The 21,668-nt window shown below is 53.5% G+C and carries 18 protein-coding genes; 8 read left to right on the top strand and 10 right to left on the bottom strand.

The genetic code is table 11. The annotated features are described in order from the left end of the window. The first annotated feature begins 16 nt into the window (after positions 1 to 16). Positions 17 to 556, top strand: coding sequence for a glycine zipper 2TM domain-containing protein (locus C3432_RS07060; protein ID WP_103775941.1), 540 nt, complete (start codon positions 17 to 19; stop codon positions 554 to 556). A gap of 57 nt (positions 557 to 613) precedes the next feature. On the opposite strand, the gene C3432_RS07055 is transcribed toward C3432_RS07060, so the two are convergent. The 3 genes from C3432_RS07055 to comR form a co-directional block, all read right to left on the bottom strand. Beyond that, positions 614 to 2,800 (bottom strand): TonB-dependent siderophore receptor, encoded by a 2,187-nt coding sequence (locus C3432_RS07055; protein WP_103775940.1) that lies wholly within the window; start codon positions 2,798 to 2,800, stop codon positions 614 to 616. Positions 2,801 to 3,096: 296 nt separating this feature from the next. Further along, positions 3,097 to 3,555 (bottom strand): IS200/IS605 family transposase, encoded by a 459-nt coding sequence (gene tnpA, locus C3432_RS07040; RefSeq protein ID WP_103775939.1) that lies wholly within the window; start codon positions 3,553 to 3,555, stop codon positions 3,097 to 3,099. Positions 3,556 to 3,742: 187 nt separating this feature from the next. Continuing rightward, positions 3,743 to 4,378, bottom strand: a complete 636-nt coding sequence (gene comR / locus C3432_RS07030) for a TetR family copper-responsive transcriptional repressor ComR (protein ID WP_103775937.1) — start codon at positions 4,376 to 4,378, stop codon at positions 3,743 to 3,745. Between the two features lie 242 nt (positions 4,379 to 4,620). Between comR and bhsA the strand changes: the two genes are divergently transcribed. Continuing rightward, positions 4,621 to 4,878 carry a multiple stress resistance protein BhsA gene (bhsA, locus tag C3432_RS07025; RefSeq protein WP_103776932.1) on the top strand — a complete coding sequence of 86 codons (258 nt, stop codon included), beginning with the start codon at positions 4,621 to 4,623 and terminating at the stop codon, positions 4,876 to 4,878. Between the two features lie 82 nt (positions 4,879 to 4,960). Here bhsA and ldtC read toward each other — a convergent pair whose 3' ends face one another. The 3 genes from ldtC to C3432_RS07010 form a co-directional block, all read right to left on the bottom strand. After that, on the bottom strand, positions 4,961 to 5,923 hold the full coding sequence (ldtC, locus tag C3432_RS07020; RefSeq protein ID WP_103775936.1) for a L,D-transpeptidase LdtC: 963 nt from the start codon (positions 5,921 to 5,923) through the stop codon (positions 4,961 to 4,963). Between the two features lie 284 nt (positions 5,924 to 6,207). Beyond that, positions 6,208 to 9,654, bottom strand: coding sequence for a transcription-repair coupling factor (gene mfd, locus C3432_RS07015; RefSeq protein ID WP_103775935.1), 3,447 nt, complete (start codon positions 9,652 to 9,654; stop codon positions 6,208 to 6,210). A 107-nt stretch (positions 9,655 to 9,761) separates the two neighbouring features. Beyond that, positions 9,762 to 10,835 carry an acyltransferase family protein gene (locus C3432_RS07010; RefSeq protein WP_103775934.1) on the bottom strand — a complete coding sequence of 358 codons (1,074 nt, stop codon included), beginning with the start codon at positions 10,833 to 10,835 and terminating at the stop codon, positions 9,762 to 9,764. Positions 10,836 to 11,096: 261 nt separating this feature from the next. Here C3432_RS07010 and lolC point away from each other — a divergent pair, with 261 nt between their 5' ends. The 5 genes from lolC to cobB all read left to right on the top strand — a co-directional run bounded on the left by lolC (position 11,097) and on the right by cobB (position 16,092). Next, entirely contained in the window at positions 11,097 to 12,296 is a 1,200-nt protein-coding gene (gene lolC / locus C3432_RS07005) for a lipoprotein-releasing ABC transporter permease subunit LolC (RefSeq protein WP_103775933.1), read from the top strand. After that, entirely contained in the window at positions 12,289 to 13,008 is a 720-nt protein-coding gene (gene lolD / locus C3432_RS07000; protein ID WP_103775932.1) for a lipoprotein-releasing ABC transporter ATP-binding protein LolD, read from the top strand. Before lolC ends, lolD begins: the two co-directional genes overlap by 8 nt. Beyond that, complete coding sequence (gene lolE, locus C3432_RS06995; protein ID WP_103775931.1) at positions 13,008 to 14,252, top strand: lipoprotein-releasing ABC transporter permease subunit LolE; 1,245 nt, start codon at positions 13,008 to 13,010, stop codon at positions 14,250 to 14,252. Before lolD ends, lolE begins: the two co-directional genes overlap by 1 nt. A gap of 91 nt (positions 14,253 to 14,343) precedes the next feature. Then, positions 14,344 to 15,255, top strand: a complete 912-nt coding sequence (nagK, locus tag C3432_RS06990; protein WP_103775930.1) for an N-acetylglucosamine kinase — start codon at positions 14,344 to 14,346, stop codon at positions 15,253 to 15,255. 15 nt (positions 15,256 to 15,270) lie between these two features. Next, positions 15,271 to 16,092 (top strand): Sir2 family NAD+-dependent deacetylase, encoded by an 822-nt coding sequence (cobB, locus tag C3432_RS06985; protein ID WP_103775929.1) that lies wholly within the window; start codon positions 15,271 to 15,273, stop codon positions 16,090 to 16,092. A gap of 96 nt (positions 16,093 to 16,188) precedes the next feature. Here the strand turns inward: cobB and potD are convergent, their stop codons facing one another. The 4 genes from potD to potA are packed head-to-tail and all read right to left on the bottom strand — an operon-like array spanning position 16,189 to position 20,016. Beyond that, on the bottom strand, positions 16,189 to 17,235 hold the full coding sequence (gene potD / locus C3432_RS06980; protein ID WP_103776931.1) for a spermidine/putrescine ABC transporter substrate-binding protein PotD: 1,047 nt from the start codon (positions 17,233 to 17,235) through the stop codon (positions 16,189 to 16,191). Positions 17,236 to 17,262: 27 nt separating this feature from the next. Beyond that, positions 17,263 to 18,042 (bottom strand): spermidine/putrescine ABC transporter permease PotC, encoded by a 780-nt coding sequence (gene potC / locus C3432_RS06975; protein WP_103775928.1) that lies wholly within the window; start codon positions 18,040 to 18,042, stop codon positions 17,263 to 17,265. Then, a complete protein-coding gene (gene potB, locus C3432_RS06970; RefSeq protein WP_103775927.1) occupies positions 18,039 to 18,896 on the bottom strand; it encodes a spermidine/putrescine ABC transporter permease PotB in 858 nt (285 codons plus the stop codon). The genes potC and potB overlap by 4 nt, the downstream gene beginning before the upstream one ends. Beyond that, positions 18,880 to 20,016 (bottom strand): spermidine/putrescine ABC transporter ATP-binding protein PotA, encoded by a 1,137-nt coding sequence (gene potA, locus C3432_RS06965; RefSeq protein WP_103775926.1) that lies wholly within the window; start codon positions 20,014 to 20,016, stop codon positions 18,880 to 18,882. Before potA ends, potB begins: the two co-directional genes overlap by 17 nt. A gap of 346 nt (positions 20,017 to 20,362) precedes the next feature. Here potA and pepT point away from each other — a divergent pair, with 346 nt between their 5' ends. Further along, a complete protein-coding gene (gene pepT / locus C3432_RS06960) occupies positions 20,363 to 21,589 on the top strand; it encodes a peptidase T (RefSeq protein WP_103775925.1) in 1,227 nt (408 codons plus the stop codon). The last annotated feature ends 79 nt before the right edge of the window (positions 21,590 to 21,668 follow it).

Below are 21,668 nucleotides of genomic sequence, written 5' to 3'. Positions count from 1 at the left end.
AAAAGGAGGAACTCCCGTGAATAAATCTATGTTGGCGGGTATAGGGATTGGCGTAGCTGCTGCGCTGGGTGTGGCGGCGGTGGCCAGTCTTAACGTGTTTGATCGCGGCCCGAAGTATGCACATGTTGTCTCCGCAACACCGATTAAAGAGACCGTCAAAACGCCGCGTCAGGAGTGTCGTAATGTGACGGTAACGCACCGCAAACCCGTCCAGGATGAGAATCGCATCACCGGGTCCGTACTGGGCGCCGTGGCGGGCGGAGTGCTGGGCCATCAGTTTGGCGGTGGTCGTGGTAAAGATGTCGCCACCGTGGTAGGTGCGCTGGGCGGGGGCTATGCCGGTAACCAGATTCAGGGATCGATGCAGGAAAACGACACTTACACCTCAACGCAGCAGCGGTGTAAAACGGTGTATGACAAGTCAGAGAAAATGCTCGGCTACGACGTCACATATAAAATTGGCGACCAGCAGGGCAAAATCCGCATGGATAAAGATCCTGGCACGCAAATTCCACTGGACAGCAACGGCCAGTTGGTTCTGACAAACAAAGCCTAAAAAAGCTGTACTCTGCAAGTTAGCCCCTCATTCGCTCAGGCTGAGGGGCTTTTTTTATCAGAAGGTCAGCGCGTAGTTCAGACCAAATGTACGTCCCCGGCCTTTGTACTCGTACAGCGATGGGCTGCCGTAGGTGGGGCTGTAGAGCAACGGCGCCCGCTGTCCCCACAGGGTGGTGTAATCCTCGTCCAGCAGGTTTTCGATACTGAATGTCAGTTTCCCCAGCGGCAGTTGATAGCTGCTAATGAAATCCACAGTATTATAACCTTCCAGCTTGTTCCCGCTGGCGTCGGTTAAATCGAATGTTTGCTGGCTTTGCAGACGTAAAGACCAGGGCTCAGGCGCCCAGCCGACCCAGGCGGTGGCTTTTGACGGTGAGGCGAGCGTGACGTCCCATTTTTGCCATTTACCGTTCTGTTTCACCTCTGATTTAAGGACATTAAAGTTTGCCCCCAGGCTCCAGTCGCTGTCCGGGACAAAGTAATCCGCCGCACCTTCAACGCCATAAATCCGTCGATCGTCAGACTCAACGTTGATAGTCATGTCGCTGCGGTTAATGACGATGGATTTATCAGATGTGGAATAGTACGCGGCCAGTTGGGTGCGCAGGTTATCGCCGGTGTAACGCCAGCCCAGCTCAAACGAGTTAACCTTAATCCCTTCCAGTTTTGAATCCGCGACGTTGACGCTGCGCAGGAGCTGATAATGGTTGCCAACCTGCTCATAAGTCCCGTTGCCGTAGTATTTCCCCGGATCGGGTAACTCAACGCCCTGAGAGAAATTAAACCAGGTCTGCTGGCGATCCGTCAGGTGCGCGAGGATCCCGGCATTAAACAGAAGGTTATCATAGCTTGCTTTACCTCCCGGGATGGTATCCGCTGAACTGGCAAGGCCGCTGGCAATGCCTTGCTGCTGGGCATAACCCACAAAGTCATCGACCCGGTTTTCCGTCCACTGATAGCGCACGCCGCCGCTAAGGGTGAAAATATCATTGATGTCGTAACTGTTTTGCAGGAACGGAGCAAAGTTAGTGATGCTGTAACCCGGATAACGACCGGTGGTCCAGGCGGTGCGGTTATCCATTCCGCCGGAAGGGAGTGAATACGCAAGATCAAAGAATTTCTGGTTGGAGTCGAATGTTTCGTGGTCAGCATCAATGCCCCACGTCAGCTCCCAGTTATCCAGAAGCTGGCTGTTCAGCGTGATTTTCGCGCCAAACTGATCGGTATCCTGTTGTGAGGCGGAGAAGCTGGTGACTTGACCTTTGCTGAGTGCCGGGAAAGGGTAGAACTGTAGCGATTCGTCGCGATAATAGATCTGACTGACCAGATTCTGGCCGAAGAAATCAGCGTCAGAATATTGCAGGCTGATCAGATGGCGCTCAGTGCCGGGGATTCGGTCAGAGTTAAGGCCGCTACGAGTATATGCGTTGCCGTTACCGGTGACGGCGGACATATTTTCCCCAAGGTACAGGCCGTAATCCTCATCCCCCTGACTTTTATAGTATTGCGTCACCAGCTGTAGCTGCCGGTTGTCATCGATCTCAATCGTTCCGGTGCCCATCACATCAAGACGATCGGAGTGCTGCAAGCCGGTTTGGGTATTATCCAGCACCAGCGCATCGCCGCTGCCGTCATACCAGCCGCCGAAACGTTGATACGCGACGGACAGGCGACCCGAGGCGCGATCGGTGCCGCCGCTGACGCCGACAGCAACGCGTTCATCATGATCGTTGCTGTTGTTGAAGCCGCTTTTGCTCCCCAGTTCCAGTTCAACCTGGCGTTCAGGCTGACCTTTTTTGGTGACGATATTAATCAGGCCGCCGGTACTGCCGCCTCCATAGAGCGACGTCGCGCCTGAAATCACTTCAATATGCTCTATGTTGAAGGGATCGATGGAATCCAGCTGTCGGCTGTCGGTACGTGATGAATTTAGCCGTACACCATCGATCAGCACGACGATAGCCCGTCCACGCATATTCATGCCGTAGTTAGTTCGCCCCTGACTGCTGACATCAATACCGGGGATGAGCTGCGCCAGCACGTCTTTGAACTCTTTTCCTCCCTGAACTTGCTGCTCAATTTCCTGGCCTTCAATGACCCAGGTGGTTTGCGCCATCTGCGCAACGGTCCGCTGGCTGCGGTTTGCACTGACGATCAGGTTTTCTTCCTCGCTCTGTGCGGCTATCGCAGGGCAGGCCAACGTGAGCAAAAGGGGATTGAGTACCCAAAGACGCTTATTCATTCGCATTCCTTTTAAATCTATCACTATGGTTGTTGTTATTTCCGGTGCAGGTACCGGCAGTTACATTGTGAAACAGATGTTAAAACAAATGCGAATATTGATAATAATGATTTTTATTATCAAGTGATTTTACAAAAATAAAGCACTAAACCGTTGATAGCATTAGTAAAGATGGGGTTAATCTCAGAATAAATATCCTCCGGCATAGCCGGAGGTTTTTCGGATGCGCCTATAAGGCTCTGTTACCAGCCGCGCCCTAACAGGCGCATACGATCTGACATTTGCATCAGACTTCGTTACTTACGGCCCGTAAACGGGCTACCCGGATAAGGGAGCGATAACTGCTCACCCATTTTATCTTCTGTAAGCTGGTGCTTTATGTATTCCTGTATCTTCACCGTGTTCTTACCCACCGTATCTACGTAGTATCCCCGGCACCAGAACTCTCTATTCCTGTACTTGAATTTCATATCCCCAAACTGCTCATACAGCATCAGACTGCTTTTCCCTTTCAGATACCCCATAAAGCCGGATACGCTCATTTTGGGTGGGATTTCCACAAGCATATGGATATGATCTGCACAGCATTCCGCTTCCAGAATCCGCACGTTTTTCCACTCACACAGCTTTCTTAAGATGCTGCCTGTCGCCCTGCGTTTCTCTCCGTAGAACGCTTGTCTTCGGTATTTGGGCGCAAAAACTATGTGATATTTACAGTTCCATCGGGTGTGCGCTAAGCTCTTTTCGTCCCCCATTGGGACCCCCTTTTGATTTCTTGTTGAACTTTTGCAGTTGCCAGACCGCAAGGTGTTTTAACAAATCAAAAGGGGTTTTAATAACTGGCCCAAAGCTGAAAGCTTTCCGGAACCCCCAGCCTAGCTGGGGGTTTTCTGTGCACAAGAAAACCGGGAGCGCAGATCGCTCCCGGGCAAGGATTTACCGTCAGGCCTTCAGCATTTCAGGCCACAAACGTAGGGTGGTGCGGGTGATTTGCATCAGTTTGTCAAAGCTTGCACCTTCCCGGGCACTGATGGACATGCCTTGTAAAATGCAGCTGAGATATTCTGCAAGCGTCTGTACGTTGCAGTGCGTCGGTATTTCACCACGCGTCTGCCGCTGCAGAAGAAACTGCGTCAACGTTTGCTCCTGCATGGCATGGCGGGATTTCACCGTGTTGGCGATATCACGAGATGCGGCAGCAAGCGTGGCTGAGGTGTTGATCATAAAGCACCCGGCCGGCGTGTCTTTACTGGTGAAGCACGTTGCTATGGCGGTGAAGTAATCTTCCAGCGCAGATTCAACGCTTTTTTCCTCACAAAAGAGCCGGGCCTCGTGCTTCGCCGCAAAGCGCGAGATATATCTGTCCAGCACCGCACGGAACAACCCCTCTTTATTGGTAAATTCCGCATACAGGGTCGGTGCTTTGGCACCGGTTGCTTCCACAAGGTCGGAAAGCGATGTCGCTTCATAACCGTGCTGCCAGAAGAGTGTCATGGCCTTATCAAGCGCGGCTTCCCTGTCGAACACTTTTGGTCGGCCACGGCTTTTTTTAACGCAACTTGTCGATTCAGTTGTCATGATGCCGTTGTACCTGATTGGGTTTGTTGAACAACCATTATAAAAATAATCGTGCTCAGTCTCCAGCGTATTCATTAGAAAAATAAATCAATAGTATTGATATGAAATATAAGATGTTTTTAATTTATATAATGATCGTTATAAAAAAATGTTGACGTGTGACATGGATCACATTTATGATTTACCTATCGATCGTTAAGTTAATGCTTACGACAATAATTCATCTGCTAAAGGTCAACATCATGAAAAACGTAAAAACCCTTATCGCTGCTGCTGTTCTGAGTTCTCTGTCATTTGCAAGTTTTGCTGCCGTTGAAGTTCAGGCAACGCCTGCAGGCCAGCAAAAAGTCGGCACCATTTCTGCCAACGGCGGGACTAACCTGGGTTCTCTGGAAGATCAGCTGGCGCAAAAAGCGGATGAGATGGGGGCGAAATCCTTCCGTATTACTTCCGTGACGGGTCCTAATAACCTGCACGGTACCGCAGTTATCTACAAATAAGCATTAACCCTCATTAATGCCTGCCACTGCCAAAAAAAGCCCCGCTGAATTCTGTTCGGCGGGGCTTTTTCCATTGTTGATTTTACATCGTTTCCTGATTCACATCGTGATGACGGCTAACGTCTACCGGCATTCCTGACCGCACATCCATAACGTGTTGCATGACTGCGGTGTCAGTTTGCGGGGCATTTTTAAATGCCTGCATTGTGCTGTTCAGCGTGATTGGCAGCAGCTGTGGGTCGTCGTCAATATTCTTCGACAGCGGCTGATGGACTTCCACCAGACGGAAACCACCTGGCTCCACGGAGGTTTTGATCGGCGTGTTAATGATATTGACCTTCGTTCCTGGCGTGACCTGCCGGAACAGGGTCTCAATATCACCATCACGCAGACGGATACAGCCGGAGCTGACGCGCATACCAATACCAAAGTCAGCATTGGTGCCGTGCAGCAGATAAACGCCGCCGTACGCGGCTAAGCGAATGGCGTGATGCCCCATCGGGTTATCCGGTCCGGCAGGAACCACGGCAGGGAGATTAATCCCCTGTGCTTTATACCGGGCACGAATATTTGCCGTCGGCGTCCAGGTGGGGTTTGCGCGTTTGTCCGACACGGTTGTCACCATCGTTGGCGTCAGGGTATCACCGCCCAGCTGCCCGATGCCGATGGGATAGACGGTCACCGAATTTTTGCCGGGATGGTAATAATAGAGGCGCAGTTCGGCGAGATTGATCACGATACCCTGGCGCGGCGCATCCGGTAGCAGAGTTTGCAACGGAATCGTTAACACGCTGCCAGCGCGTGGAACAAAAGGATCAACGCCGGGGTTGGCTTGTAACAGCGCCAGAAAACCGACGTTATACTTTTTCGCGATTGCCTCCAGCGAACCCCCATTGTTCTCCACAACGTGGAATTTATTTTCTCCAACCAGTTTGCTTCCCGAAGGGGGAAGCGGCCAGGTATTTGCCTGCGCGGGGAGGGCAAGCAAGGCACTGGCGGCGAGTGCAAAAACCGTCAGCCAACGAGAGAGTTGCATAGTTTTCATTATGATCATTAATCAAAGGGTTATTCGAATATCCTCGTCATATATCAGGTTGCGGGGGGCGTTGGCTTTGCTACCGAGCCTTGCCCCATCGGAGCCAGCGAAAGCGCTGTTCAAAACGACTAACGCCGTTTTATCCCGCAACGCGAATTATTCAGAGTGTAGAAAAAGCCAATGCTAATTATGGGTGGGGGTTATGTCTTGAAATGCAAGGGAACTGCAAAGAGTTGTAAAGATCACGACATTGATTGGGTTGCCGGATGGCTCGCTCATCCGGCAAAAGGGGGTCACGCCACCGCGTTTTCTTCCAGCTGCGCCATAAACTGACGTACCCAATCCATACGCATTTTCCGCTCGGACAGATCCTGTATGAACTTCAGGCGGGTTGGGCCATCAAGACGGAAGTGCTGCGGCTGTTTTTGCAGCAGGCCAATCAGCCAGGCAGGGTTAACATGATTTTTCTCGGCAAACTCGATGGTACCGCCTTTCTCATTGCCTTCCAGCTTACGGATCCCCAGTTTCTGCGCCTGCTGGCGCAGTCGGGCAATATCCAGCAGATTACGTGCCGGATCGGGCAGCAGGCCGAAACGGTCGATCAGCTCTACTTTGATTTCCTCCAGCTCGTTTTCACTCTTCGCGCTGGCGATGCGCTTGTAGAACGACAGCCGGGTGTTTACATCGGGGATAAAATCATCCGGCAGCAGCGATGGCATACGCAACTCCACCTCTGTTTGCTGGCTGGTTAGATCTTCCAGAGACGGTTCGCGCCCGGCTTTCAGGGCATCGACAGCATTTTCCAGCAGCTCCATATACAGCGAGAAGCCGATTGTCTCCATCTGTCCACTCTGATCTTCGCCAAGCAGTTCGCCTGCACCGCGAATTTCGAGGTCGTGTGTCGCAAGAGCGAAGCCTGCGCCGAGATCTTCGAGTGAGGCGATGGCTTCGAGGCGTTTTTGCGCGTCGGTGGTCATGGCTTTCGGATGCGGCGTCAGCAACCAGGCATACGCCTGATGGTGGGAACGTCCGACGCGACCGCGAAGCTGGTGCAACTGTGCCAGACCAAAATGATCCGCACGTTCGATGATGATTGTGTTTGCGGTAGGAATATCAATACCGGTTTCGATGATGGTGGTACACACCAGCACGTTAAAGCGCTGGTGGTGGAAATCGTTCATCACCCGTTCCAGCTCACGCTCACGCATCTGCCCGTGGCCGATGGCGATACGCGCTTCCGGCACCAGCTCCGCTAAACGATCGGCAGCTTTCTGAATATTTTCAACATCGTTATACAGATAGTAGACCTGACCGCCGCGCAAGATTTCACGCAGAATCGCCTCGCGTACCACCAGATTGTCGTATTCGCGAACGAAGGTTTTCACCGCCAGACGACGCGCCGGAGGCGTGGCGATAATTGACAGATCGCGCATTCCGCTCATTGCCATATTCAGCGTCCGGGGGATCGGCGTAGCGGTGAGGGTCAAAATATCAACATCGGCACGCATCGCTTTGATACGTTCCTTATGCCGCACGCCGAAGCGATGCTCCTCATCGACGATCAACAAACCGAGATCTTTCAGCTTCACGTCGTTTTGCAGCAATTTATGCGTGCCGATCAGAATATCGATTTTTCCTTCGGCAACCTGCTCCAGAATTTGTGCCTGCTCTTTGGCGCTCCTGAAGCGGGAGATCATCTCAATGCGCACCGGCCAGTTGGCAAAGCGGTCGCGGAAGTTGTCGAAGTGCTGCTGGGCAAGCAGGGTGGTAGGCACCAGCACCGCCACCTGTTTGTGGTTCTCGACGGCAAGGAATGCCGCACGCATTGCCACTTCGGTTTTACCGAACCCGACGTCGCCGCAGACCAGACGGTCCATCGCTAAGGGCTGGCACATGTCGCTGAGGACCGCATTAATTGCCTGTGCCTGATCGGGCGTAGTCTCAAACGGGAAGCTGTCGCAAAACAGTTGGTACTGTTCGCGATCGTGTTTAAAGGCGAAGCCTTCTTTCGCCGCGCGCTGGGCGTAAATATCCAGCAGCTCGGCGGCCACGTCCCGCACCTTCTCCGCCGCTTTCTGGCGCGCGCGCGACCAGGCATCGCCGCCCAGCTTATGCAGCGGGGCACTATCTTCCGCGCCACCAGCATAACGGCTGATCAGATGCAAAGATGAAACAGGCACATACAGTTTGGCATCGTTGGCGTAGGTGAGCATCAGATACTCGCCTTTGATGCCGCCAGCTTCCAGCGTGGTCATTCCGGCATAACGGCCGACACCGTGTTCCAGGTGTACCACCGGCTGGCCCGGATGCAGCTCCGCCAGGTTGCGAATCAGCGTGTCCGGGTTAATTGTACGCCGCGAATCCTGACGACGGCGCGCCACGCGTTCGCCCAGGAGATCGCTTTCGCAGATCAGCGCCAGGTTGCGTTTCGTATCGACAAAGCCATGCTCGGCCGCGCCAGTCATCAGATAACGGCCGGTACCGCTCGCTTCGTCCAGGCGTAAAATGCGTTTGGGCGAGACTTTGATGCGCGCCAGTAATTCACCCAGCGCTTCACGTCGTCCTTCGCTCTCAACGGAGAACACCACCGGACCGCTGAACGACTCCAGGAATTTGCGTAGGGCATCCAGTGGCGCTTTTTGCTGCGCCTGTACGGCCAGGTCCGGCAGTTTCTGAAAACCCAGATTGGTATTGGCGGCTTTGGTCGGCAGATGCTCGGTTTTGAGCTGTACGCGCGGCCAGCGCTTGAGTTCGCTGAAGAGTTCATCCACCCGCAGCCAGAGGGATTGCGGTGGCAATAACGGGCGCATTGGGTCAACGCCACGGCTTTCGAAGCGGGCGAGGGTATCGGCCTGGAAGCGCCCGGCGCTGGCCTCCAGATCCCCGGTGTTAACCACCAGCGTATTGGCCGGGAAGTAGCTGAATAACGGCGGCAACGGTTCGTTGAAAAACAGCGGTTGCCAGTACTCGATCCCGGCAGGCAGCGTGCCTTTACTGACCTGCTGGTAAATATGCTCTGCGTCACGTTTGACTTCAAAAGTATCGCGCCACTGGCTGCGGAAAAGTTCGATCGCCGTTTTGTCGGTCGGGAATTCGTGCGCTGGCAGCAGATTGATCTCTTCCACCTCTTCCAGCGTTCGCTGGGTGTCGGCATCAAAGAGACGCAGGCTGTCTATCTCATCATCGAAGAAATCAAGGCGATAAGGCTGTTCGCTGCCCATCGGGAAGAGATCGAGTAGCGCCCCGCGGGTGGCATATTCGCCGTGCTCCATCACCTGATCGACATGGCGATAGCCCGCGCTGTCCAGCTGTGAACGCAGGGCATCACGCGACAGGCGCTGACCCTTCTGCATCACCAGCGCGTGGCCGTGCAGATAGCTGTGCGGACAGACGCGCTGCATCAGCGTGTTCACCGGCACGATCAACACGCCGCGCTGCATGGATGGCAGCTGATACAGCGTCGAGAGCCGCGAGGAGATGATCTCCTGATGCGGAGAAAAGCTGTCATAAGGAAGCGTTTCCCAGTCGGCCAGGTTCATTACCAACTGGTCAGTAAACTGACGGATCTCATCATGCAGGCGCAGGGCGTTTTGCATGTCAGGTGCAACGAGCACCACCGGGCCTGTGTGACGCTCGGCGATTTCAGCCACCAGGGTGGCGCAGGCGGCGCCGGTAAGCTCACCTAACTGACGCAGATCGGAAGCGTTGACTGGCAGCGTGTAATGATGTTGTTCAGGCATTCGGTTGTCAGAATCTCTTTAGCATATGACTGATAAGCAATGCTCTTTATTATCCGCGATCGTTTCTTATAAGCAAATTGAATTGCCCCCAAACGGGGGCGAAAGATTTATCGGGAACTGCTGGCGGCTACCGGTAAAGCGGGCGGGGAGAAGAGGATATCGGCAAACGCATACTGTGAAATCTTGCGTACCAGCAATCCCGCCAGCGTACAGAGCAGCAGGCAGACAAACGGGTAAACCAGCAACACCGTCAGCTCTGTCTGTGCAGACCAGACGGCAGCGTTCATTTTCGGGATCAGCAGAAGGCTGAAGGCTTCTACAAGAATGCGATGGGTGGTGTAAATCGCAATGGTGTTTGAGCCAATGATGTTAAGCAGGCTTGTTGAATGCATGCCGAAGCGTTGTTCATATTGATAGAACAACTTCATGATGAGCACGATTGAGACCAAAGAGAGCAGGAGCGAGATATTCATGCGCCAGGTGGCGACGGCAAGTAAGATGATACCTGCGCAAACCAGGGCGTGACGGCGTAGCGGCACCTCTTTGATATAGACCATGAGCATGTTGCCAAACCAGGCGCCGAGGCTGTAGTACGGCAGGTTGCGAATCACGCTGTTCATTCCCCACCAGGGCGTGGGAATAAAGTTAATGGCGACGCTCAGCGCAACAAACAGGGCGAACAGCGGTATTGCCTGGCGGTGGCATATTTTGCAGACCACGAAATAGACCATCAGCGCATACAGATACCACAGGCTGGTACTGGCGGTCAGCATACCGTGGACAAACTCACCGACGGAACCCGCGTAGGCCGCATTTGATGCTTGGTTCAGGTCGCGATTGGGCGCCAGCCATTGATTCAGCACGCTTAAGCACAGCCACTGGACCACGCCCCACAGCGCCAGTACCCAGAAGATACTCCAGATTCGTTTATCGACGCAGATTCTCCAGGGGACGCTGTCGATGTAGCGGCGAATCAGATAACCGGAAATAAAGAAAAAGACCGGCATACGAAATGGCGCAAGATAGAGATTGAAGTAGATCCAGCATTTGGTCAGCACTTGTGCAAACGGATGCTGGAAGGTGGTGAGGTGAGGATAGAAGGTGATCACCGAGTGATAAATGACCACCAGACAGATACATAACCCTTTAATTTGGTTGATCCACAGTTCTTTTTGTTTCATCAGGACAGCGTACTCGCGTTAATCAACAGTGCCAGTGATCCTGCGGGTCCGCGTCGGCGCTGTAATGCGTAACATTCTGCTTTTTGATTTTTTAAGATAAAGATCAGGGTTGGAAACGGACCGAAATGTAGATTTATTTAGTAAATTGATTTCCTGATACTTTTTGGCGCAGCGCTGACGAACAGTTACGGTTCAGACGTTTACCCATGCTGCTTTCGCTTATATACTCGTGACTTTGCTAACAGCAACCAGACGGATTTCATGTACCAACCTGTCGCTCTATTTATCGGCCTGCGCTACATGCGCGGGCGTGCAGCAGATCGTTTCGGTCGTTTCGTCTCCTGGCTTTCCACCATCGGCATTACCCTTGGGGTGATGGCGTTGGTGACAGTATTGTCAGTGATGAACGGTTTTGAACGTGAACTGCAAAACAACATCCTCGGCCTGATGCCGCAGGCCATTCTCTCATCTGAGCAAGGCTCGCTTAACCCACAGCAGCTTCCGGAAAAGGCCGTGACCCTGAACGGGGTGAATCGTATTGCGCCGCTTACCACCGGCGATGTCGTACTGCAAAGCGCCCGCAGCGTGGCGGTCGGGGTGATGCTGGGCATTGATCCGACGCAAAAAGATCCTTTAACGCCGTATCTGGTCAATGTGAAGCAAACCGATCTCGAGCCGGGTAAGTATAATGTCATCCTTGGTGAGCAACTTGCCGGACAGCTGGGGGTTAACCGCGGCGATCAAATTCGTGTAATGGTGCCTTCGGCCAGCCAGTTTACCCCAATGGGGCGTCTGCCGAGCCAGCGACTTTTCACGGTGATCGGCACCTTCGCGGCAAACAGCGAAGTGGATGGCTATGAGATGCTGACCAACATTCAGGACGCGTCGCGCCTGATGCGCTATCCGCTGGGGAACATTACCGGCTGGCGCTTATGGCTGAATGAACCGCTGAAGGTGGATACCCTCAGCCAGCAAAAGCTCCCGGAAGGAACCCAATGGCAGGACTGGCGCGAGCGTAAAGGCGAGCTTTTCCAGGCCGTGCGCATGGAAAAGAACATGATGGGGTTACTGCTTAGCCTGATCGTGGCGGTGGCGGCTTTTAATATTATTACCTCGCTGGGTTTAATGGTGATGGAGAAGCAAGGGGAAGTGGCGATTTTACAAACGCAGGGGTTAACACCGCGGCAGATCATGATGGTCTTTATGGTACAAGGGGCCAGCGCCGGGATTATCGGCGCCCTGCTGGGGGCTGCGCTGGGCGCTCTGCTCGCCAGTCAGTTGAATAATCTGATGCCAGTTATCGGTATTCTGCTTGACGGCGCTGCGCTGCCTGTGGCGATTGAACCGCTGCAGGTTATCGTTATTGCGCTGGTGGCGATGGCTATCGCTCTGCTCTCTACGCTTTATCCTTCCTGGCGCGCTGCCGCCACTCAACCCGCTGAGGCTTTACGTTATGAATAAGATCCTGTTGCAATGCGACAAACTGTGCAAACGCTATCAGGAAGGCTCCGTGCAGACCGACGTGCTGCACGATGTCAGCTTCAGCATTGGCGAAGGCGAAATGATGGCCATCGTCGGTAGCTCGGGTTCCGGTAAGAGTACGTTGCTGCACCTGCTGGGCGGTCTGGATACGCCGACGTCGGGCGACGTGATTTTTAGCGGTCAGCCGATGAGTAAGCTCTCATCAGCGGCGAAAGCGGAACTGCGTAACCAGAAGCTCGGTTTTATCTACCAGTTCCACCACCTGCTGCCGGATTTCACCGCGCTGGAAAACGTAGCAATGCCGCTGTTGATCGGCAAGAAAAAGCCATCTGAGACCGCCGGGCGGGCGCGTGAGATGCTAAAAGCCGTTGGCCTGGATCATCGTGCTAATCACCGTCCGTCTGAACTCTCTGGCGGTGAACGCCAGCGCGTGGCGATTGCCCGTGCGCTGGTGAATAATCCACGTCTGGTGCTGGCGGATGAGCCGACGGGTAACCTGGATGCGCGAAACGCCGACAGTATATTTCAGCTTCTGGGAGAGCTAAACCGTTCTCAGGACACCGCGTTTCTGGTGGTAACCCACGATCTGCAACTGGCGAAACGGATGAGTCGTCAGCTGGAAATGCGCGACGGACGCCTGACGGCGGAACTCAGCCTGACGGCGGAACTCAGCCTGATGGGGGCTGAGTAATGGCTTCGCCTCTGTCACTATTGATTGGTTTGCGTTTTAGCCGGGGGCGGCGGCGCGGCGGCATGGTATCGCTGATTTCAGTCATCTCTACCATTGGCATTGCGCTGGGCGTGGCGGTGCTTATCGTCGGCCTGAGCGCGATGAACGGCTTTGAGCGTGAGCTGAACAACCGCATTCTGGCGGTGGTGCCGCACGGTGAAATTGAATCAGTGAATCAGCCGTGGACCCACTGGCAGGACGCGCTGGCTAAAGTCCAGAAGGTACCCGGTATTGTGGCCGCGGCACCTTATATCAACTTCACCGGGCTGGTAGAGAGTGGGGTGAATCTGCGCGCGATTCAGGTTAAGGGGGTTGATCCACAACAGGAACAGCGCTTAAGCGCGCTGCCGTCGTTTGTGCAAAACCATGCCTGGGATAATTTTAAAGCGGGTGAGCAGCAGGTCATCATTGGTAAAGGCGTTGCCGATGCGCTGAAGGTGAAGCAGGGCGACTGGGTGTCGATCATGATCCCTAACGCCAGCGCTGACCACAAGCTTCAGCAGCCTAAACGTGTGCGCCTGCATGTGGCGGGGATCCTGCAACTCAGCGGTCAACTCGATCACAGTTTTGCGATGATCCCGATGGAAGATGCGCAGCAGTATCTGGATATGGGCTCCAGCGTTTCCGGCATCGCGCTGAAAGTGAATGATGTCTTTAATGCCAACAAGCTGGTACGGGACGCAGGCGAGGTGACTAACAGCTATGTCTACATCAAGAGCTGGATCGGAACCTACGGCTATATGTATCGCGATATTCAGATGATCCGCGCCATTATGTATCTGGCGATGGTGCTGGTGATCGGCGTTGCGTGTTTTAACATTGTTTCAACATTAGTGATGGCGGTAAAAGACAAGAGCGGCGATATTGCGGTATTAAGAACGCTGGGGGCGAAAGATGGCCTAATCCGCGCCATTTTTGTCTGGTACGGGCTGCTGGCTGGCCTGCTAGGCAGCCTGATCGGTGTGGTTATCGGCATTGTGGTGTCGCTACGGCTCACGCCAATAATTGAAGGAATTGAGACGCTGATTGGTCATCAGTTCCTCTCCGGAGATATCTATTTTATCGACTTCCTGCCATCCGAATTACACTGGCTGGATGTGGTTTATGTGCTGGTCACAGCGTTGTTGCTGAGTCTTCTGGCAAGTTGGTACCCGGCGCGGCGCGCCAGTAACATTGATCCTGCCAGAGTGCTGAGCGGCCAGTAAATGCAATACATATATGCTCTCAATCATTCGGGTGGCGGGAAGCCAACGTCCCCGCCACCTGAAGTATGACGAGTAGACACAAGGAGCGGCAATGTATTACGGGTTCGATATTGGTGGGACAAAAATTGCGTCAGGTGTGTTTGACAATGAGCGACGCTTGCAGTGGGAAAAGCGCGTCCCCACGCCACGCGACAGCTATGACGCTTTTTTAGATGCGGTGTGCGAGCTGGTCACGGAAGCTGATCAGCGATTTGGGGTGAAAGGCTCAGTGGGGATTGGTATCCCGGGGATGCCGGAAACCGAAGACGGCACGCTGTACGCCGCCAATGTCCCTGCCGCCAGCGGCAGGCCTCTGCGAGCCGATCTCAGCGCGCGTCTTGACCGCGACGTGCGTCTTGATAACGATGCCAACTGCTTTGCGCTTTCAGAAGCCTGGGACGATGAGTTCACGCAGTACCCGCTGGTGATGGGGCTGATCCTCGGTACCGGCGTTGGCGGTGGGCTGATCCTTAACGGTAAGCCGGTTACCGGCCATAGCTATATTACCGGTGAGTTCGGCCACATGCGTTTGCCGGTGGATGCGCTGACGCTGATGGGTTTTGACTTCCCGCTACGCCGCTGTGGATGCGGTCAGCTGGGCTGTATCGAGAACTATTTATCCGGTCGCGGATTTGCGTGGCTATACCAGCATTACTATCATCAACCGTTGCAGGCGCCTGAAATTATCGCATTATGGGAGCAAGGGGATGAGCGCGCGCGGGCGCACGTCGAACGTTATCTGGATCTGCTGGCGGTCTGTCTTGGTAATATCCTGACGATTGTCGATCCTGATCTGGTAGTGATTGGCGGCGGGTTGTCGAACTTTACGGCAATCACAGCGCAGCTGGCCGAAAGGCTGCCACGTCATCTTCTTCCTGTTGCGCGTGTACCACGTATTGAGCGCGCGCGTCATGGTGATGCTGGCGGAATGCGCGGCGCTGCCTTCTTACATCTTACCGATTAACTCACAGAGGTCGTTATGCAGTCGCGTCAGGGTCATCGGTTAAGACGTTTTCGTAAAAATAAACGCCATCTGCGCGAACGCCTGCGTCAGCGGATCTTTTTCAGAGACAGAGTGGTGCCGGAATTGATGGAAAAACCAAGAGTATTAGTCCTTACAGGTGCAGGGATTTCTGCGGAATCGGGTATTCGTACTTTTCGCGCTACGGATGGCCTTTGGGAAGAGCATCGGGTAGAAGATGTGGCGACGCCGGAAGGCTTTGCCCGCGACCCCGAACTGGTGCAGTCATTCTACAATGCGCGGCGACACCAGCTTCAGCAGCCGGAAATTCAGCCGAACCCGGCGCATATCGCGCTCGCAAAACTGGAAGAGGCGCTGGGCGATCGCTTCCTGCTGGTGACGCAGAATATCGATAACCTGCATGAACGTGCCGGAAACCATAATGTTATCCATATGCACGGCGAGCTGCTGAAAGTTCGTTGCTCCCGGAGCGGACAGATTCTGGACTGGACCGGGGACGTCATGCCGGATGACAAATGCCACTGCTGCCAGTTTCCGGCTCCGCTGCGTCCGCACGTGGTCTGGTTTGGTGAGATGCCGCTCGGGATGGATGAGATCTATACGGCGCTGGCGATGGCGGATATCTTTATCGCGATCGGTACCTCCGGGCACGTCTATCCGGCGGCAGGCTTTGTGCATGAAGCGAAACTGCATGGCGCGCATACGGTGGAGTTGAATCTGGAGCCAAGCCAGGTCGGCAGTGAGTTTGAAGAGAAACAGTATGGCCCGGCTAGTCAGGTGGTGCCGGAGTTTGTCGGGATGTTGCTTAAAGGATTGTGAGCGGTTTTTGTGCCGGATAATGCTGCGTTTATCCGGCGTGTAAATCGTCGTCCGGCAGGCCGGGTAAGGCAATGCTGCCACCCGGCCTTGCGCTGATTATCGTCCTGCTTTCAGCTTTTGATAATACTCTTCGTAGATGGCGCTGGCGGAGCCGACGTCATTCTGCCATTCCCCTTTGCTGATGGTTTCTGCGTCAGGGTAGAGTGATTTATCGTTCGCAACGGCAGGGCTTAACAGCTTACGTGCCGCCAGGTTTGGCGTGGGGTAACCGATGGTTTCCGCCACTTCTTTCGCGACGTCCGGACGCAGCAGGAAGTCGATCAGCTTCAGCGCGCCTTCTTTATTTTTGGCATTCGCCGGAATAGAGAGGCTGTCCATCCAGAAGATCCCGCCTTCTTTCGGCCACACCACGTCCAGCGGCGTACCCGCCTCACGTGCCACGAACGCCGAGCCGTTCCACACCATCCCCAGATTCACTTCGCCTTCCATATACGGGTTTGCCGGGTTATCAGAGTTAAACGCGGCGACGTTTGGCATCAGCTTTTTCAGCTCGTTATAGGCTGCTTCAATTTCTTTAGGATCGGTGGTGTTACCGGAGTAGCCGAGCTTACGCAGTGCCATCTGGAACACTTCACGCGCATCGTCGGTCAGCAGCAGGCTGCCTTTGTATTCTGGTTTCCACAGGTCAGCCCAGCTGGTGACGGTTTTCGGATCCATGACATCGCTGTTGACGCCAATTGCCGTTGCGCCCCAGATGTACGGAATAGAGTAGTCATTGTCAGGATCAAACGGCTTGTTGAGCATTTCAGGATCGAGGTTATTGAAGTGGGTTAACTTCGTCTTGTCGATCTTCTGGATCATGCCTTCCTTACGCATTTTGTCGACATAATAGGTGGAAGGCACCACCAGGTCATACGCGCCGTCTTTGTAGGTTTTGAGTTTGGCGTACATGGTCTCATTCGACTCGTAGGTCGAATAGATAACCTTGATGCCCGTCTCTTTAGTGAACTGTTCCAGCAGTCCCGGCGGAACGTACTCCGTCCAGTTGTAGAAATAGAGCGTGTTGTTGTCGGAGGCCATGGCGGTGCTCATGCCCAGTGCCAGAGTACCCGCCGCGAGCAGGTGGCGTGACCATTTTTTCATCATTTAACGTCCCCTGAATGAAGGGCCTTAACGGCCCTTAGTTTTATCACGTGCAATAAGCTGGCTGGCGATCACCATAACCAGCGACAGCACTAACAGAATTGTCGCTAATGCGTTCACTTCGGGTGATACGCCCACTTTAACCATTGAGTAGATCTTCAACGGCAGAATTTCATAGCCAGGCCCGGTAACGAACGACGAAACAACCACATCATCCATCGACAGGGTAAAGCTTAGCAGCCAGCCTGCCGCCACCGCAGGCATTGCCAGCGGGAGAATGATTTTGCGCAGGATCGTGATTTCGCTGGCACCCAGATCTTTCGCCGCCTCCAGCATCCGCACATCGAATCCTTTCAGACGCGAATAGACGGTGACCACCACAAACGGCAGACAGAAGGTGATATGCGAGAACAACAGCGACCAGAAGCCGAGCTGAATACCGAGCAGCATAAACAGTACCAGCAGAGAGATTGCCATCACGATATCCGGTGACATCATCACCACAAACAGCATACCGCTGACAAACGGCTTGCCGCGAAAACGGTAGCGATAGAGCGCAACCGCCGTCAGCGAGCCAATCAGCGTGGCAAACGTTGCTGATAGCACGGCCATCGTCAGCGAGTGCTGCGCGGCCTGTAACAGGCTGTCGTTGTTCATCAGCAGGCTATACCAGTGAGTGGTAAAACCCTGCCAGTTGATGCCGAAGCGCGAGCTGTTGAAGGAATTCACAATCAAAATAATGATTGGAATATACAGATACGCATAAATGGCGGTCATAAAACCGCCGCGGAGCAGTCGACCGATCATTCGAGTTCCGCCTTCTTGTTCAGCAGGCGCGATGCACGCCAGTAGATCAGCAGCATCAGGCCCATCACGATGGTCAGTGTAATACTGGTGGCGGCGCCAAACGGCCAGTCCCGGATGTTAAGGAACTGCACCTTAATAACGTTACCAATCAGCAGATTTTTTGCTCCGCCCATCAGGTCAGAGACATAGAACAGGCCCATCGCTGGCAGCATGACTAACAGACAACCGGCGATGATCCCGGGCATCGTCAGCGGAATGATAATACGAATAAAGGTCTGTACTTTGCTGGCACCCAGATCTTTCGCCGCCTCCAGCAGTGGTTTATCGAGCTTCTCGATGCTGGAGTAAAGCGGCATGACCATAAAGGGGAGCAGGATATAAACCAGACCAATAATCACCGCGCCCGGGGTGAACATGATGCGAATGGGGGTATCGATCACGCCCAGCCATAGCAGGAACTCGTTGAGATAACCTTTAGTGCTGAGGAAGATTTTCAGTCCATAGATACGAATCAGCGAGTTGGTCCAGAAAGGTACGATCAGCAAAAAAAGCAGCAGCGGACGCACCTTTTCCGGCAGCTTCGCCAGAAACCAGGCAAATGGATAGCCCAACACGAGGCAGGCGAGAGTGGCGATCAGCGCCATATTAAGCGAGTGCAGCAGGACTTCAAAATAGAGCGGATCGAGCAGGCGTGCGTAGTTTTCCAGCGTAAAGACCATCTTGACGAAATTCGCGTCGTCACGGGTCAAAAAGCTGGTGCCAATGATCATCAGGTTGGGCAGAAAGACAAACAACACAAGCCAACCGACAATAGTGAAAATCACCACATTCTGGAATTTACTTGTGTTCTTCATCAGCCAGTACGACCTCCCAGCTTTCTACCCAGTTAATGGCCATTTTCTGGTCGAGAGAGTGGTCAAAGTCCGGATCGTCTTCATTAAAGAACTCACTGACCATCACCATCTTGCCATTTTCCAGTTCGACAACTGACTCCAGCGTCATGCCTTTGTAGTTGCGCTCGCGCACATAGCCGATAAGCCCTTCGATGTGGTTGTCGTCGTTGATTTCGTCAACGCGCAGATCTTCAGGACGCAGGAGAACATGCAGTTTCTGCCCGGGTTTAACGGTGAAATTAACGTAGATATTACATTCGCGGCCTTCCACGTTTGCCCGTACACGCTGTTCGTCCAGTCGCTCGATGACGGTCGCATCGAACATATTGATTTCACCGATGAATCCGGCCACAAACAGGTTTTTCGGTTCTTCGTAGATCTCACGTGGGGTACCGTCCTGCTCAATTCTGCCGTCCCGCATCACCACGATACGATCGGACATGGTCAGAGCTTCTTCCTGATCGTGAGTCACGAACACGAAGGTGATACCGAGCTTACGCTGCAACGCCTTCAGTTCGTTTTGCATCTGCTTTCGCAGCTTGTAATCCAGGGCGGAGAGCGACTCGTCAAGTAACAGCAAACGCGGTTTATTAACCACCGCACGCGCAATCGCCACGCGCTGCTGTTGGCCGCCGGAAAGCTGATGCGGCTTACGCTGCGCAAACTCTTCGAGTTGCACCATGCGTAACGCATCAGTCACCCGGGGAGAGATATCGGCGGCGGGGGTTTTCTGCATGCGCAAACCAAAAGCCACATTCTCAAATACGGTCATGTGGGGAAACAGCGCATAGCTTTGAAAAACGGTGTTCACATAGCGGTTTTCCGCCGGAACGTGGGTGATATCCTGGTTATCCAGCATGATATGACCGGAATCGACGGTTTCCAGACCGGCAATCAGGCGAAGAACGGTGGTTTTACCGCAGCCAGAGGGGCCAAGCAGCGTGAGGAATTCGCCATTATTGATGGTCAAATCCAGGGGAGAAATGACCTCTTTACCATCAAAACTTTTGCGTATTCCTGACAAAAGCACCAGCGGTGAAAGCGAACGCGGTTGTTTATTCAATTTTTTACTCTGTCCCATGTAGACGTAACGGATGGCTGATCGTTACGGGGTTTGTGGTTAACCACCTCGGTGACTCTTAATAAGGGCGGTCATTCTACGGCAAACCGCTGTAATCGCCAATCCTTGTTACGAATTACCCTACACTTCATCCTTCAGGCTGCCTCTGTATTAGCTGCACATGACCCGTCTCTGGGGATCCATTCACTTGCTGCCGCGATGCATCCTGAGTGATTTTGTGTATACACTTCATTATTCAGGGGCTGGAAGCGAAATATTCTCGTTTGCAGGGATAAAAGTGACCTGACGCAATATTTGTCTTTTGTTGCTTACTGATAATGTTGTCACGAAAAGTGAGGGTGACTGCATGGATAAACTACTTGAGCGTTTTTTACATTACGTGTCTTTGGATACCCAGTCGAAGGCGGGAGTGCGACAAGTTCCCAGTACCGAGGGGCAGTGGAAACTATTACATCTGCTCAAAGAACAGCTCGAAGAAATGGGGTTGGTTAATGTCACGCTAAGCGATAAAGGGACAGTGATGGCGACGCTGCCCGCTAATATCGCTGGTGATATCCCTGCGATCGGTTTTATTTCCCATGTGGATACCTCTCCGGATTTCAGCGGCAAAAATGTGAATCCGCAGATTGTCGAAAATTATCGTGGCGGGGATATCGCGTTAGGCATCGGCGATGAAGTGTTATCACCGGTAATGTTCCCGGTACTGCACCAGCTGCTGGGGCAAACGCTGATTACGACCGACGGTAAAACGCTGCTCGGCGCTGACGACAAGGCCGGCGTAGCGGAGATCATGACCGCGCTGGCGGTGCTGAAACAGAAAGACATTCCGCACGGTGATATTCGTGTGGCCTTTACGCCTGATGAAGAGGTCGGTAAAGGGGCGAAGCATTTCGACGTCGCGGCATTTGATGCGAAGTGGGCCTATACTGTCGACGGAGGTGGCGTAGGGGAGCTGGAGTTTGAGAACTTCAACGCGGCGTCGGTGAATATCAAAATTGTCGGTAATAACGTTCACCCTGGGTCTGCAAAAGGCGTAATGGTTAACGCGTTATCCCTCGCAGCGCGTATTCATGCTGAAGTTCCGGCGGATGAAAGTCCGGAAACAACCGAAGGCTACGAAGGTTTCTACCATCTGGCAAGCATGAAAGGCACCGTTGATCGTGCCGATATGCACTACATCATTCGCGATTTTGACCGCAAACAGTTTGAAGCGCGCAAACGCAAGATGATGGAAATCGCCAAAAAGGTCGGCAAGGGGCTACACCCGGACTGCTATATTGAGCTGGTGATCGAAGACAGCTATTACAACATGCGCGAGAAAGTGGTTGAACATCCGCACATTCTGGATATTGCCCGGCAGGCGATGTGTGACTGTGACATCGATCCGCAGCTAAAACCGATTCGCGGCGGTACTGACGGGGCGCAGCTTTCGTTTATGGGAATACCGTGCCCAAATCTGTTCACCGGCGGGTATAACTATCACGGCAAGCATGAGTTTGTGACCCTGGAAGGGATGGAGAAAGCGGTGCAGGTGATTGTGCGTATTGCGCAACTGACCGCAGAGCAGAAGTAAAATTGTCGATGCCGGATGGTGTAAAGCCTGATGGCGCTGTTACCGCGTCTTATCAGGCCTACGGGATGGAGCGCATCCA

It is taken from the genome of Citrobacter amalonaticus (assembly GCF_002918555.1).
GTDB lineage: Bacteria > Pseudomonadota > Gammaproteobacteria > Enterobacterales > Enterobacteriaceae > Citrobacter_C > Citrobacter_C amalonaticus_A.
Note: the sequence above shows the minus strand (reverse complement) of the source record. Positions and strands in the feature narration are given on the sequence as shown.